This window comes from Pseudomonas sp. 01L34, from assembly GCF_056400265.1.
On the sequence record NZ_JBFTSX010000001.1, the window covers coordinates 894,883 to 908,891 of the forward strand.

The following is a 14,009-nucleotide window of genomic DNA, read 5'->3' on the forward strand; positions in this document are numbered from 1 at the left end:
ACAGCGCTCGCGCGTCCGTGATGAGGTTGAGGTCAAGCCATGTGCGCTTCTTTCGATTCGACCTCCGGCGTCACTTCAAACCGATCCGCCAGAAACGGTGTGATATCCAGCGGCAACGGCTCGTTATTCACCAGTTTGTCCAGCACCACGCCGGTAATCGCCGAGGTCAGGATGCCGGTGCGGAAATGTCCGCAGGCATTGAGGTAACCCTGCACGCCTTTCATCGGCCCGAGAATCGGCAGTTCGTCCGGCGAACCAGGACGTAACCCGGCCCAGCAACGTTTCAGGTTGATGTCGGCGAGCGCCGGAATGCAGCGCACTGCGCCTTGCACCAGGCTGCTGATTTCCGGGTAGGTGGTAGTCACGTCAAAACCTTTGTCTTCGGTGGTGCTGCCGATCAGGATTTCGCCATTGTCTTTCTGCGCCACGTAACAGTCGCTGGTGGTCAGGCAACCGCGCAGGATCTTCGGCATGCGCTCGGTCAGCAGGATCTGGCCCTTCACCGGTTTCACCGGGATGCGAATGCCGGTGGCCTGCTCGCTGAGGTCGGCGGCCCACGCACCCGCAGCGTTGATCAGCGTATCGCAACGGAACACACCGGCCTCGGAGGTCTGCACGCCAGTGACCTGCGAGCCGTGATGCAGCACCCCGGTGACGTTGGTGTTGAAGTACAGGTCCACACCGTTTTGCCGCGCGCCTTCGGTGTACGCATCGGCCAGGCGGAACGGGCTGACCTGATGGTCGCAGAGAAACTCCAGCGCCCCCCTCGCCTCATGGCTGACACTTGGCTCGGCTTCGCGCAGTGCCGCTTGATCGAGCCAGCGCACCTGATCCGCCAGGTGCGGAATGCACGCCACGATGTGCTCGGCGTAGAGCCGGTCTTCATCGTCGTAGATCACGAATTTCAAGCCGGTCTTCTCGAACTTGAAATCCATCCCGTGATTGTCCTGCAGCTCCCGGTGCAAATCCGGGTACATCGCGTTGGACTGCAAGGCGAAATCGAAGAACGACTGCGGCAGGATATGCGGCGTGCTGGAGTCCACCGCCACCGCCGCGCCCTGGGCTTCGCGCTTGCGATTGGCCGACATCATGCGGAAGAAAATCACCCCGCAGCCCAAGCCCACCGACTCACCGATCGCCCACAAGCCACCGGCCGAAGCACGGGTCGCGTTGCCGGGTCGCTTGGCGTCGATCAGCGCGACTTTCAGGTGTTTGCGCTTGGATAACTGATAGGCGCAGGACGCCCCGATCACACCGCCGCCGGCGATGATCACGTCGTAGAACTTACTCATGGCTTGCAGCCTCCGTGCCGACAGACTGGAATGCTGAAAAAGGAATCGGGTCGACGGGAAAGCGCGGTCGCAACCAGCCCACATCTTGCCGCCCGGTGGCTTCGCGCAAACGGTCGGTGCAATAACCGACGCACATCCGCCCCTGACAGTCGCCCATGCTCACGCGGGTGCGCATTTTCAGGCTGGCCAGGTCTTGCACACCCTGCTCCAGCGCCCGATCGATGTCGGCGCGGGTCGCGTGCTCACAGCGGCAAATCACCGTGTCGGCGACCGGCAATGCGGTCTGCCCGGCACCGCGTTCGGTGTAACGGTCGACGGCGGCGCGAAAGCGCACGATGGACTTGAGTTTCGACAGGTAGCGGTCACGTCTGACCCGCGCCAACTCCGCGTCCAGCACGTCACGTTGCAGCAGGATCGACACTGCTGCGATTCGTCCCGCGAGCATGGCCGCCTCGCCTCCGCGAATTCCGCCCATGTCACCGGCCAGATGCACATGGGGTTCGCTGCTTTGCTGCCAGACATTGGCGCTGGCCCGCAGGTAGCCGTCATCGCTGAAGCCATGGTCCAGGCCCATTTGCTGGCTGAGTTGGGTGCGAGGAATGAAGCCATAGCCGACCGCCAGGGTCTGCGCGGCAATCCGTTCAGCGCGGCTCAGGTCTGGCTCCCAGGTGCTGGAGTACGGCGCGACAGTCACCGAACTCAACTCATCCTCGCCCTGTGCGTCGACCACGCCCCAGCCATAGTGCATGGGAATGCCGTGCAGTTTCAGGTACGCGAGCATGCTCAAACCGTCGAGGAACAACTGCGGCTTGTTCAATAGCGCGAGGCTTTCCCGGGCGATCTTGCCGAACCCGCACGCCTCGTAGACCCCAGCGACGCTCACCCCCGAAGCGTGTAGCTGGCAGGCCACCAGCGGCAACAGCGGACCGGTGCCGGCAATCACCACCGGCCCCTGGGGTTGAACAACGCCGCTCTTGATTTGCAGTTGCAAACCACCCAGCAGAATCACCCCAGGCAAGGTCCAGCCGGGGAACGGTACGCTGCGCTCATGGCAACCAGCAGCCAACAGCAGCTGCGGGTATTCGACCTCCTGCAAATGCTCGTTGATGTCCAGCACCACCAACGCCCGGGTGCCTTCGGCGCCGACCACGCGGTGGTTCAAGCGCACGTCGATCAGGCCCGACTGCTCGTGGAATTCTCCATGCAGTTTGGCCAGCACTTCCGAATAGCGTGGCCCCAGGTAATCCAGTTGCACGTTATCGCGCAAGGGGCCGCGATAGACCACCCCGCCAAGACGCGAAGCCTCTTCGAGCAAGGTACAACGCACACCATGGCGCGCCAGTTCAATGGCCGCGGCCATACCCGCCGGCCCGCCGCCGACGATCACCGGTTGCAGGCTCATAAAACCTCCTGCCCGGCGATACGGTTGACCCGGGTTTCGATGCGCATGCCCTCACGCACGATCGTCTGGCAGGCACGCCGTTTGTGGCGCCCATCGATTTTCACCAGGCAGCATTGGCACACGCCCATGCCGCAATAGGCACCGCTGATTTGATCGTGATCGTTACGGGCCACCTGGCGAATGCCCAGTGACTGAATGACCGTCAGGACGGTTTCGCCGATGGCGGCGCTGACAGTCTGGCCATTGATGCACACAGTCATATCCGCCCGCACCAGTGGCTGGATATCGAAGGTTCGGTTTATGCGTTGCATTGCGATTGTTCATCCGTGAAAGGTTCAGGTGAGATTCTTCAGCTCCATGCTGCACTACACCTTGCGGGCCACCTGACTAATAACAACGAGAAGGTCTGCACTGGTACTTCGACAACGCATCAGCTGCGCGTCCAAGCAATGTAGTCAATACCGCGAGATGGGGCTGGATCTTTTTATGTTAGGAAATATCGCCGAAGGAAATATTGATCCAGGCCAGTGAAAACACCTGAGCCGACGAACTAATCTGCGAACACCGTCTTCGCCGCCCGCAGCGCAAAAAAAGTAAAACGCCGCTTCTACCGGAGGCAGAAGCGGCAGAGGCCAAATGCCTCGAAGGGATCAGTGCATGAACAAGGCAATCAGAATGATGATCGGGATCGGAACGCCGAGAAAGAACAGCAGTAATGAGCGCATGGGGGTTCTCCTGGGTTAGCGAACAGGTGGTAGCGTCGTGGTCGTGGTGGTGGTCACATAGGCGTCGGCTTCCAGATACTCAACGGCATCCCGGCGACGACCGCCGAAGGTCGCGGCGAGGCTGGCGAAAAACGCACCGGCCAACAGCGCGATGAACATCCACAACGCCGTCCATGCCGCTACTTTCGCGGCGGTGTCAGCCGCTTGTTGCGCGGCCAGTTTGGCGTCGGCCGCGGCTTTTTGAGTGCGGGCATACACTTCATCGACACGACGCTCGGCGTCTGCTTGCGTGAGGTTGGTCCGCTGGGCCACCCATTGCGCCAGATAAGCCCGATCTTCGGTGGCCAGTTGACCGTCGTTGCTCAGGCTGCGCGCGAAGATGCGGGTGACGGTGCCGTGGGTGGCGTCATCACTGACAGCCACCGGGCGGTCATCGCGAAACAGACTGTCGATGAAGTAACCGTACGGATCATTCGCGGGATTGCCGATAGCGCTGCCGGCAGCCTGGGTCATGGCGCTGGCGGCACCGCCGGCGACCACTGCCCCGGCCCGCACACCACCGCTGACGACGCTACTGACCGAACCGACCACCAGGGTCGCGGTCACCAGCGTCGCCACACACCAGGCCAGGAAGCCATGGGCCGTGTCACGGAAATAAACCTCATCGCCGTGCATGAACGCCCACTTCACCCGCAAGCGGCCGGCGATGTAACCGCCGAGACCGGACGCCACGATTTGTGTAAAGGCCAGCCAGACAATCGTCGAAATACCCAGGCCCTTGGCACTCATACCTTCATTGGCCCACGGCGAGACCGCCGTGAAACCCAGGCCAAAACCGAGCAGTACGAGGATCAGCGACAACGCCGCGGCCGCTGCGGCCCCGGCGAAGATTGCGGGCCACGAGACGCCCGATAGTGTGCTGGACTCTTCGGCGACAGGATAAAAACCATCGGGGGATCTATTCATTGTTGTTGTACTCCAGGCAGTTGTTACAACTCGTCAAAGGAGCCGTTGCAGACAGCGTGCCAGTCGCACTACTTAAATAAATCTTTGAATTTCAATAAGTTGAAAACAATGAACTTCTCAGGACCATGCACTTTGCAAGGAGCCGACGCTGGCGGCGGGTTTTATGCATTGCGCCAACCGAACTACTTGCGCTTGTAACTCTTGTTGCCGCTGGGCGTCAGGCAATACACCCCGCCTCTGGGCCCGGTGCAGAACGTACCGGTACCGCAGGCGCAGCCATCGGTTTCCTGTAACAGCGTCTGCGGCCGCGCCTGGCTTTTAGTGCCAAACATCGCCGAACAGCTTTTCTTCGAACCGCTGATGGAGCCGTCATTGCACAGGAACAGATCGCCGTCGCAACGATCAATACCGCCCTTCTTCCCCGAACACGGCGTATTGGCAGCCCAGGCGGATGAACCGAACAGGCACAACAGCACAAATATTGGCATCCAGCCACGAACCATTAAAGTGCGCACAGTGCAGCTTCCATTTAGAGTCATGGCTGGATGATATCAATGTTGCGACCAGCCTCACGAGACCACATGAAAGTTAATTTAATCAGCCGCATGTAATTCTTGGCAAAATGCCTCAACTTCGTATTGAACCGATTATCAGGCAAGCCCTATGACCCGTATTTTGACCATCGAAGACGACGCCGTGACCGCCCGGGAAATCGTCGCCGAACTGAGCAGCCACGGCCTCGAAGTGGATTGGGTCGACAATGGCCGCGAAGGCCTGGAGCGCGCCGTCAGCGGCGACTACGACCTGATCACCCTCGATCGCATGCTGCCGGAGCTCGATGGCCTGGCGATTGTCACCACCTTGCGCACCATGGGCGTGGCCACGCCGATTCTGATGATCAGCGCCCTCTCCGACGTCGATGAACGCGTGCGTGGCTTGCGCGCCGGCGGCGACGATTACCTGACCAAACCATTCGCCACCGATGAAATGGCCGCCCGGGTCGAAGTCTTGCTGCGCCGGCAGAACACCGTGACCGCCCAGGCCACCACGTTGCGCGTGGCCGATCTGGAGCTGAACCTGATCAGCCATGAGGCCAGCCGCGACAGCCAGTTGCTGACGCTGTTGCCCACCGAGTACAAGTTGCTGGAATTTCTGATGCGCAACACCGGGCAGATTCTGTCGCGGATGATGATTTTCGAAGAAGTATGGGGTTATCACTTCGACCCCGGCACCAACCTGATCGACGTGCACATCGGCCGTCTGCGCAAGAAAATCGACCCGCCAGGCAAAGCCCCACTGATTCGGACCGTGCGAGGCTCGGGTTATGTCATTGCTGAACCCCTCTAAAGGCTGGCGTTCCTCCAGCAGCCGTTTGCTGGCGCTTTACAGTTCGCTGTTCGTCGCCTGGAGCGCGATTCTCATGGGGGTCATGTATTACGAGGTGTCCAACTACCTCGACACCCTCGCCAAACACTCGCTGATGCAACGTCAGCATCTGTTTTCACGCTTCCAGGGCGAGCAACTGGTGGATGCCCTCGCCGCCAGCATGACCTTCGACATTCGCGGCATCGATGCCTATGGCCTGTTCGATGACCAGCAGCGCTACCTCAGCGGCGCCTTGCGCCAGATCCCCGAAGAACTGCCGCTGGACGGCAAAATTCACATGCTCGGCGATTGCGCCGAATCCGACGACCCGACCCTGCCCGCCGACAGCTGCGACGCCGTCGCGACCCGAACCCTGGACGGCCGCTGGCTGGTGCTGGTGCGGGACAACGGTTCGTTGTTTGCCGTGACCCGGATCATCCTGCATGCGCTGTTGTGGGGCGTGTCGCTGACGATTTTGCCGGGCATCGCCGGCTGGCATTTATTGAGACGGCGCCCGCTGCGGCGGATCCGGGCGATCCAGGCCAGCGCCGAAGCCATCGTCGCCGGCGACCTGACCCGACGCCTGCCGTTGTCCAATCGCCGTGACGAACTGGACATGCTCGCCGCCATCGTCAACGCCATGCTCGAACGCATCGAGCGCTTGATGCATGAGGTCAAGGGCGTGTGCGACAACATCGCCCATGACCTGCGCACGCCGCTCACTCGTCTGCGGGCGCAGCTGTACCGGATTCAGCAGCAGGCCGATGAAGGCTCGACGCTGGCCGTGCAACTGGATTCGGTGCTCGGCGAGGCGGACACCTTGATGGCGCGTTTCCGTGGCTTGTTGCGGATTTCCGAGCTGGAGGATCGTCAGCGCCGTTCGGGGTTCGTGCGACTGGACCCGGTGCCGTTGCTGCGGGAGTTGCATGACTTTTATCTGCCGCTGGCGGAAGAAGGCGAACTGACCTTTGAACTGCAAATGCCCGAATCCTTGCCCGGGCTCAACGGCGACCGCGCTCTGCTGTTTGAAGCCGTGGCGAATTTGCTGAGCAACTCGATCAAATTCACCCCGCCGGGTGGCCAGGTGATTTTGCGTGGGGTGAATGACGCGGGGCACACGCGCATTGAAGTGCTCGACTCCGGCCCCGGGATTGCGCCGGCCGAGCGCGAGGCGGTGTTTCAGCGTTTCTATCGCGCCGAAGGCGGCAACCCGCAAAGCGGATTCGGGCTGGGCCTGTCGATCGTAGCCGCGATTGCCAGCCTGCATGGGTTTACGCTGGAGGTGGACAGCAGTGAGTTAGGGGGTGCGCGGTTGGTGCTCGATTGCCGGCAGAACCTGATTCCCCAGGCTTGACCCAATCTCCATAACAAAGAAGATCAATGTGAGAGCGGCCCTGTGGCGAGGGGGGCTTGCCCCCGTTTGAGTGCGTAGCGCTCACGAGATCTTTGGTACATCAGAGATTCTGGGGCTGCTTCGCAACCCAACGGGGGCAAGCCCCCTCGCCACAGGGGCACTTTCCACAGCGGATTTATGCTGTTATCGGGCCAGGGCTCGACTCAATACCCCGGAACCTCGCGCAAAAACTCTGACAGGTCGGTGATCGGCGGTATGGCCGGAATGTCGAAGTACATCTGGATCACCCAGCCCCGGTGATAGCTGGCGTGGTTGACCACATGCAACAGCATGGCGCCGGCACTCATGACCCCGCTTTCCCCCGACATGGAGGTGAATTCGATGGGTTTATCCAGCGACTCCTCGGTCTGGGCCGAGCTCCAGCCACAGAACCATTGATCAATCTCCTGTTGCGCCATTCGCAACTCGGCGAGCTCGGTATGGAGCAGGCCATGGGAGGTCTTGAAGTCGTGCCCCCGGCCCTCCAGATGAGCTTGCCAGATGCAATCCACCACATAGGTGTGGTTCAAGGCGCCGATCATGTTATTGAACACCGACACCCGTTTGCGATTGAGTTCCTCAGGTGGCAGCGCCATGAGGCTGTCGAAGAGTCGCTGATCGGCCCAGCGCTTGTAATCGGCGAGCATGCGGGCAGTGCGTACGTTGATCATCAGAGATCTCCCATGGCGATGGGCGCATTGCCAAGAATAGTCCTCGCAGCTGGTTGCAGCCTAAACCCTGATCATCGGTTGCGCCGCACGACTTTGTAGCAGCTGCCGAAGGCTGCGTTCGGCTGCACAGCAGTCGCTAAACCATACGCTGCGGGTGGGTCAGATAAACCACGTGCGCAGGATTCACGACTGCTGCGCAGCCGAACGCAGGCTTCGCCAGCTGCTACAGCGTTTCATTGCGAATTAAACGCTGCACCACCCGTTCGGCCAGCGCCAGGCAACTGGTCAGCCCCGGCGATTCGATGCCGAACAAGTTAACCAAACCCGGTACGCCGTGAACGTCCGGGCCGCTGATGATGAAGTCGGCGGCCGGCTCGGTCGGCCCGCTGATTTTCGGGCGGATGCCGCTGTAGGCCGGTTGCAGACTGTCATCGGGCAACGCCGGCCAGTAGCGCCGGATCGCCTGATAGAAGCCTTCGCCACGATGGGGGTCGACGCGATAATCGATCTGCTCGACCCATTCGACATCCGGCCCGAAACGGGCCTGACCACCCAGGTCCAGGGTCATGTGCACGCCCAGCCCGGCGCTTTCCGGTGCTGGATAAACCAGATGCCGGAACGGCGCCGGGCCACTGAAACTGAAGTAACTGCCCTTGCACAGCCAAGCCTTGGGCACGTGCCGCGCCGGCAAGCCTTCGATCCGGCTCGCCACCTCTGGCGCAGACAGTCCGGCGCAGTTGATCAGTTCACGACAGCTCAAGGTCATCGGCTGAGTCCCCCCCATGTGCAGCTCGAAACCCTGTTCGGTACAACGGGCCGATGTAAGCGGCGTATGAAAGGCCACCGAGGTGCCCCAGGCTTCGGCATCGGCCTGAAGCGCCAGCATCAAGGCATGAGAATCGACAATCCCGGTAGACGGTGACCAAAGCGCTGCAACACAAAACAACGCCGGCTCAAGCGCTCGTGCCTGACCGGCATCCAGTAATTGCAGGTCATCGACACCGTTGCGCCGGCCTTGCTCCAGCAACGCCTGCAAGGCATGGCGCTGACGGTCATCGGTGGCCACGATCAGCTTGCCGAGGCGCCGGTAATCGACACCGCGCTCATCGCAGAAGGTATACAGGCGTTGCTTGCCCTCCACGCACAATTGCGCCTTGAGACTGCCGCTCGGGTAATAGATCCCGGCGTGGATCACTTCCGAATTGCGCGAGCTGATGCCCACGCCAATCCCCTCGCCCGCCTCGACCAGGATCACTTCTCGTCCGGTCCGGGCCAAGGCTCTGGCCACCGCCAGGCCGACCACGCCAGCCCCGACTACCACGCATTCGATATCGACGCTCACCTGCCCTCCACTCATTCAAGCCAGCCCTGGATGCGATAATTGATCAGGCTGGAGGATATCGCCAGCATGAACTCATACGGTCTGCTACGTGGCGTTCACACTCTATGTTTAATTTCCCATTTAACGATCATTCAAAATAACAATTAACTGTCATTGACCTGAACACTTTCCAACTTCCCCCCTTCAACACAACCTTAACCGGCTATCGGCGATTGACTTTGCCAACCTGCCTGAGTAAATTGCGCCGGCCGATAACAACGGCTTTTTTCAACTCACAAAAGAATTCAATGGACACAGTATCTAGTCGCTGTCGGATGACTGCTCACACGCAGGATCTGGCACATAACCCAGACAATGACGGGCCTCGACTTTTCGGTCGGGTGAGCTGCGCTAGAGCTTGAGGCTCCACCGTAACTTGCCTCACCGGAATCATTCCGGCCCAGAGGCATGTTATGAACTTCAAAACCACTGTACTGCCGGGCGTACGCGCCTTTGCATCGACCATGCGGGTCAAGCCCTGCCGTGAGCGTCTGCCGACGACTCGGCTCTGCGCCCCGTTCTCCGCCCCTTCTACCCACGCCAAGGTGCGCCCTCGTGCCAACTGGCGTGTCTGCCCAACGACGGGCCGGCTTCAGCAACGCTGGAGCTTCGACGACAGTCAGGACCCACAAAGTCGGCGAATCGCGCGCCTCTTCCAGCAGGCGAGCCTGATGCTCGGCCTGTCTATCGGGGCATGCATTTTCAGTTGATCTGAAGGCACTTCAAAGTCCTTCCAGAACGGTTTCCTTAAACGGGAATCCGACAACTTCTTATTGCCCGTAAAAAATCTGAATTATTGGAATTAGTTGCGGACCATCAAGTAACACCACAATCACGGGTGTTATTCAGATACCACGAGCCGGGTTCCGGGCCTTCAATAAATGCAATACGAAACAAGGGAGAGCCCTCATGTCGGGAACTACTCTACTGATCAACCTCGCCGGCTCCATTGCCCTGTTGCTATGGGGCACTCATATGATTTCTTCGGCGCTGTTACGCGGCTTCGGCACGCCGCTGCGTCAGTGGCTGGGCCACAACCTGAACAACCGCTGGATGGCGTTGCTGTCGGGGATCGGTATCACCGGGGTCTTGCAAAGCAGCACCGCCGTGAGCCTGATGGCGACCTCGTTCACTGCCGCCGGGACGCTGGGACTGGCGCCGGCCCTGGCGGTGATGCTCGGCGCCAACATCGGCTCGACGTTGGTGGTGCAATTGCTCAGCGTTGATGTGTCGATGCTCACGCCCAGCGTTTTGCTGGCGGGCCTGATCGTCTTTCGTCTGCGCGATGACTCGCGCTACGAAAGCGTCGGTTGTGCACTGATCGGCCTGGGGCTGATGCTCCTGGCCTTGCACATGCTCGGCTCCACATTGGCGGAAGTCGAAGGCACGCCGATCTTCCAGCTGATCATGCAGAGCCTCGAGGGCGATCTGGTCATTGCGCTGCTGGTGGCGCTGATCCTCACCTGGCTGTGCCACTCCAGCGTGGCCGTGGTGTTACTGATCGTCTCGCTGGCCGCCACTGGCATGCTCTCGGCCAGCACCATCGTCGCGCTGGTGCTGGGGGTGAACATTGGCGGTGCGCTGCCCTCGGTCATCAACGCCGGATCGAGCGTCGGCCGACGCCTGCCGCTGGGCAACCTGCTGGTGCGTGCGGTCGGTGCTCTGGCGGTCTTGCCGTTTGCCGGGTTGCTCGCTCAGGCGCCGCTCGCGCCCTCGACCCTGGTGGTGTGCCTGCACACCGGTTTCAATCTACTGCTGGCGTTGGTGTTCATCGGTCTGACCGACGTACTCGCCAATGCCCTCACCCGACTGCTGCCGGCACCTGAGCGGGATGTCGATCCTGGCATGCCGTGCTATCTGGACGAGGCCGGCCTGGAAGTGGCCAACATCGGCCTGTCGAATGCCGCTCGCGAAGCGTTGCGCATGACCGACATGTTCTCGACCATGCTCGGCCGGATGCTGCAGCTGTTCCACACATCGCTACCGGCCTGCGCCGATGAAGTGCAGCGGATCGATCAATCCCTGGACCTGCTCAGCGCGGCGATTCGCGCTTATCTGGCCGACATCGGCAAGGAAGGCATCAGTGACAGCGATGCCGATCGTTCCCAGGAAATCCTCACGTTCGTGATCAACCTCGAACATGCCGCGGACATTCTTTCCAGCAGCCTCACGCAGTTGGCCATGCGCCGCTTGCGTCGGGGTGAACAGTTCTCGGCCTTCGAACTGGGCAACATCGCCCCGCTGCACGACGCCGTTCTGGAAAGCCTGAGCCTGGCGATCACCGTGTTCCTGCGCGAAGACATCGCCACCGCCCATCAACTGATCCAGCGCAAGGAGACCGTCAGAAGGCTCGAAGCCTGCGCCAGCCGCGAGCACTTTCGCCAGTTGCAGGAAGACAAAAGTACCTGGGCGCAATCCGGTGATATTTTCCAGCGGGTACTGCGTGATTACCGGCGCATGCATCACCACATCGCCGCCCTGGCGTATCCGCTGCTCGAACGCGCCGGTGAGCGCTCGGTCGAGAGCATCGATGCTCCCGCTACGGGTCGCATGACGGTAGATCTGGCTGGAATTGAGTGAGGCATATGTAGATCGACAGGGAACTCCTGACCACCGCCGGGCATCCTAAATTATGTGTTACTTCTTTTACGCTTCACGCTTCGGAGGACGCCGTCATGCGCCGTCTGTTTTTAGTATCTTCACTCGTGCTTTGCTTGCCCTTTGGCTCAGCCATGGCCCGTGTGGATGCGGGCGATGTCGCCACCTCAGCCGGGGTATCCGCATCGCTGTACTCAACGTTCAAGGATCACAAAATGGTCATTCCCGCCCGGGATGACGCCTCCAGTTTTGTCGCCAGCGGCGGTACGATCCGTGGCGTTTACCTGGAGTCGGTATTGAAGGAAATTCGCCAGAATCATCCCGACCTGAAGGCCAGCGATGAAGACCTGGCCAGAGCGATCCTCGTTCAAGAAGGTGTTCCAGCCGGTCAATAAAGTCTGAAACGTAAGCGGTAGGGCTAGTGACAGCCCTACCTTGCTTCAACGCTGTGTTTTTCGACCCCGGCAGACAGGCGTGCCCAGCCGGCGACCAACTGTGCGCTGATGCTGACGCCGCCGCACACCACAATCACCACGTCATGGGCCTCGGCAATTGCTGGATGATCGAGGTAGGCAATCGCCAATGAAACGCCACACGCCGGTTCGACCAACTGGCGCAGGTCGTTGGCGTAACGAACCACGCCCATGATCGCCTCATCATCGCTAAGCACCACGCATTCATGCGGGAAATCAAGGATGTGCTGCACCGGCCAGGCGGCCACTTGCGCGGCGCCGAGTGAGGTGGCAACGGTGTCGATGCGCGGCAGTCTGACCGGGTGCCCGGCAGCGATAGCGGCAGCGAACGACGCCGCCCCCTGGGTTTCGCACGCAACGATCCGACAATCCATGCGCTGATGACGGATCAGGCCGGTGAGCAGTCCCGCCAGCAAACCGCCGCCCCCCACGGACGTCACCAACGCATCGACTTGAGGGCAGTCCTCGAGGATTTCATCGACCATGGTGCTGTGCCCTTCCCACAACACCGGGTGATCGAAAGCCGGCACGTATTCGGTGTCTGCGCCCTTCGCGAGTTCTTTCGCCCGTTGATTGGCCTCGTCCCAGACCTTGCCATGGACAATCACCTCGGCACCGGTTTTTCTGATCCTGGCGCGGGTGGTTTCCGGGGTCGTGTTCGGCACCACGATGCAGGCTTTCAGCCCAAGGTTGGCGGCGGCCACCGCCGTGGCCAAACCGGCATTGCCACCGGATGGGCAGACAACTTTGCGCTTGCCCTGCTCCGCCGCCTGGCTGCACAACAGGCCCATGCCGCGCAGTTTGAACGAGCCGCTGGGTTGCAGGTTTTCCAGCTTGAGCCAGATTCGCCGGGTCGGAGTCGACAGACCCGGGTGCAGAATCAGGGGCGTTCTGATGTGAAGCATCGTGTGCTCCTTGTGACAGCACCGGCGCGTTGAGATCTTTCAACGGGCCGGAAGTGAACGGACAGGCTCATCCTTATCCAAGCTTAGTTCACCCTGCTCGACGACTACCGCTCTCATAACGGACTGCCCTCTACACTGGTGATATGCCCTTTTTGCGAGATCAGTTATGAAAATCTCAGCCAAACTCGCGTTTTTCGCCCTCGTCAGCACCCTTGCCTACCTCGCTCTCGCGGTGTTCGGGCTGGGCGGGTTGGCGGCGTTTTTCTCGCATCCACCGCTGGTGGTCATTGCGCTTGCGACCCTGGTGATGGCGATCGTGTCGTTGTTCAGTGAGGGCAATTTGAGCACTGGCGAACGTGAAGACCGGGCCAATCGCTGGGTGCTGCCGGTTTTCGGGGTGCTCGGGTTGTTGAGCGGGTATCTGCCGGCCTACACCGACCGGATCGACTTCTGGACCTTCGGTGGCGAGGGCGTGCGTTGGCTGGGTGCGCTGCTGTTCATTGGCGGCGGCGCGTTGCGGATGTGGCCGGTGTTTGTACTGGGCAAGCGCTTCAGCGGATTGGTGGCAATTCAACCTGGACACCGCCTGGTCACCGACGGAATTTATCGGAATGTGCGCAACCCCAGCTACCTGGGGCTGCTGATCAATGGCGTGGGCTGGGCGCTGGCCTTTCGTTCCGGTGTCGGGTTACTGCTGGTGGCGCTGATGTTGATACCGCTGATCGCCCGCATTCGCTCTGAAGAAGCGCTGTTACGCTCGCAGTTCGGCAACGAATACGAAGCTTATTGCGCCCGTAGCTGGCGATTGATTCCGGGGATCTACTGAACTGACCACATC

14 protein-coding genes are annotated in these 14,009 nt (G+C 60.7%); 6 read left to right on the forward strand and 8 right to left on the reverse strand.

All coding sequences use genetic code 11. From position 1 onward, the window contains the following. Window positions 1-32 precede the first annotated feature (32 nt). The 5 genes from hcnC to AC1DQM_RS03990 all read right to left on the reverse strand — a co-directional run bounded on the left by hcnC (window position 33) and on the right by AC1DQM_RS03990 (window position 4,888). Entirely contained in the window at window positions 33-1,292 is a 1,260-nt protein-coding gene (gene hcnC / locus AC1DQM_RS03970; protein ID WP_230139130.1) for a cyanide-forming glycine dehydrogenase subunit HcnC, read from the reverse strand. Further along, complete coding sequence (gene hcnB, locus AC1DQM_RS03975) at window positions 1,285-2,694, reverse strand: cyanide-forming glycine dehydrogenase subunit HcnB (protein WP_230139129.1); 1,410 nt, start codon at window positions 2,692-2,694, stop codon at window positions 1,285-1,287. The genes hcnC and hcnB overlap by 8 nt, the downstream gene beginning before the upstream one ends. Continuing rightward, window positions 2,691-3,005: a (2Fe-2S)-binding protein gene (locus AC1DQM_RS03980; protein ID WP_018928979.1), complete on the reverse strand. Its 315-nt coding sequence runs from the start codon at window positions 3,003-3,005 to the stop codon at window positions 2,691-2,693. The genes hcnB and AC1DQM_RS03980 overlap by 4 nt, the downstream gene beginning before the upstream one ends. A 429-nt stretch (window positions 3,006-3,434) precedes the next feature. Next, complete coding sequence (locus tag AC1DQM_RS03985; protein WP_230139128.1) at window positions 3,435-4,385, reverse strand: hypothetical protein; 951 nt, start codon at window positions 4,383-4,385, stop codon at window positions 3,435-3,437. 182 nt (window positions 4,386-4,567) lie between these two features. After that, complete coding sequence (locus AC1DQM_RS03990; RefSeq protein ID WP_018928978.1) at window positions 4,568-4,888, reverse strand: YdcA family protein; 321 nt, start codon at window positions 4,886-4,888, stop codon at window positions 4,568-4,570. Between the two features lie 160 nt (window positions 4,889-5,048). Between AC1DQM_RS03990 and AC1DQM_RS03995 the strand changes: the two genes are divergently transcribed. Together AC1DQM_RS03995 and AC1DQM_RS04000 are read left to right on the forward strand one after the other, a co-directional pair. Then, window positions 5,049-5,732 (forward strand): response regulator transcription factor, encoded by a 684-nt coding sequence (locus AC1DQM_RS03995; RefSeq protein WP_018928977.1) that lies wholly within the window; start codon window positions 5,049-5,051, stop codon window positions 5,730-5,732. Beyond that, window positions 5,710-7,104 (forward strand): sensor histidine kinase, encoded by a 1,395-nt coding sequence (locus AC1DQM_RS04000; protein ID WP_018928976.1) that lies wholly within the window; start codon window positions 5,710-5,712, stop codon window positions 7,102-7,104. The genes AC1DQM_RS03995 and AC1DQM_RS04000 overlap by 23 nt, the downstream gene beginning before the upstream one ends. 203 nt (window positions 7,105-7,307) lie before the next feature. Here AC1DQM_RS04000 and AC1DQM_RS04005 read toward each other — a convergent pair whose 3' ends face one another. Both AC1DQM_RS04005 and AC1DQM_RS04010 read right to left on the reverse strand, forming a co-directional pair. Then, window positions 7,308-7,814 (reverse strand): DinB family protein, encoded by a 507-nt coding sequence (locus AC1DQM_RS04005; protein ID WP_018928975.1) that lies wholly within the window; start codon window positions 7,812-7,814, stop codon window positions 7,308-7,310. A gap of 223 nt (window positions 7,815-8,037) precedes the next feature. After that, a complete protein-coding gene (locus tag AC1DQM_RS04010; protein ID WP_018928974.1) occupies window positions 8,038-9,156 on the reverse strand; it encodes an NAD(P)/FAD-dependent oxidoreductase in 1,119 nt (372 codons plus the stop codon). A 452-nt stretch (window positions 9,157-9,608) separates the two neighbouring features. Between AC1DQM_RS04010 and AC1DQM_RS04015 the strand changes: the two genes are divergently transcribed. The 3 genes from AC1DQM_RS04015 (at window position 9,609) to AC1DQM_RS04025 (ending at window position 12,188) form a co-directional block, all read left to right on the forward strand. Further along, window positions 9,609-9,905 (forward strand): hypothetical protein, encoded by a 297-nt coding sequence (locus AC1DQM_RS04015; protein WP_018928973.1) that lies wholly within the window; start codon window positions 9,609-9,611, stop codon window positions 9,903-9,905. Window positions 9,906-10,104: 199 nt separating this feature from the next. Then, complete coding sequence (locus tag AC1DQM_RS04020; protein WP_111453208.1) at window positions 10,105-11,775, forward strand: Na/Pi cotransporter family protein; 1,671 nt, start codon at window positions 10,105-10,107, stop codon at window positions 11,773-11,775. A 95-nt stretch (window positions 11,776-11,870) separates the two neighbouring features. Further along, complete coding sequence (locus AC1DQM_RS04025) at window positions 11,871-12,188, forward strand: DUF2388 domain-containing protein (protein WP_026286632.1); 318 nt, start codon at window positions 11,871-11,873, stop codon at window positions 12,186-12,188. Window positions 12,189-12,223: 35 nt separating this feature from the next. Here the strand turns inward: AC1DQM_RS04025 and AC1DQM_RS04030 are convergent, their stop codons facing one another. Continuing rightward, window positions 12,224-13,171, reverse strand: coding sequence for a pyridoxal-phosphate dependent enzyme (locus AC1DQM_RS04030; RefSeq protein WP_064617590.1), 948 nt, complete (start codon window positions 13,169-13,171; stop codon window positions 12,224-12,226). Window positions 13,172-13,337: 166 nt separating this feature from the next. Here AC1DQM_RS04030 and AC1DQM_RS04035 point away from each other — a divergent pair, with 166 nt between their 5' ends. Continuing rightward, window positions 13,338-13,997: a methyltransferase family protein gene (locus AC1DQM_RS04035; RefSeq protein ID WP_111453206.1), complete on the forward strand. Its 660-nt coding sequence runs from the start codon at window positions 13,338-13,340 to the stop codon at window positions 13,995-13,997. The last annotated feature ends 12 nt before the right edge of the window (window positions 13,998-14,009 follow it).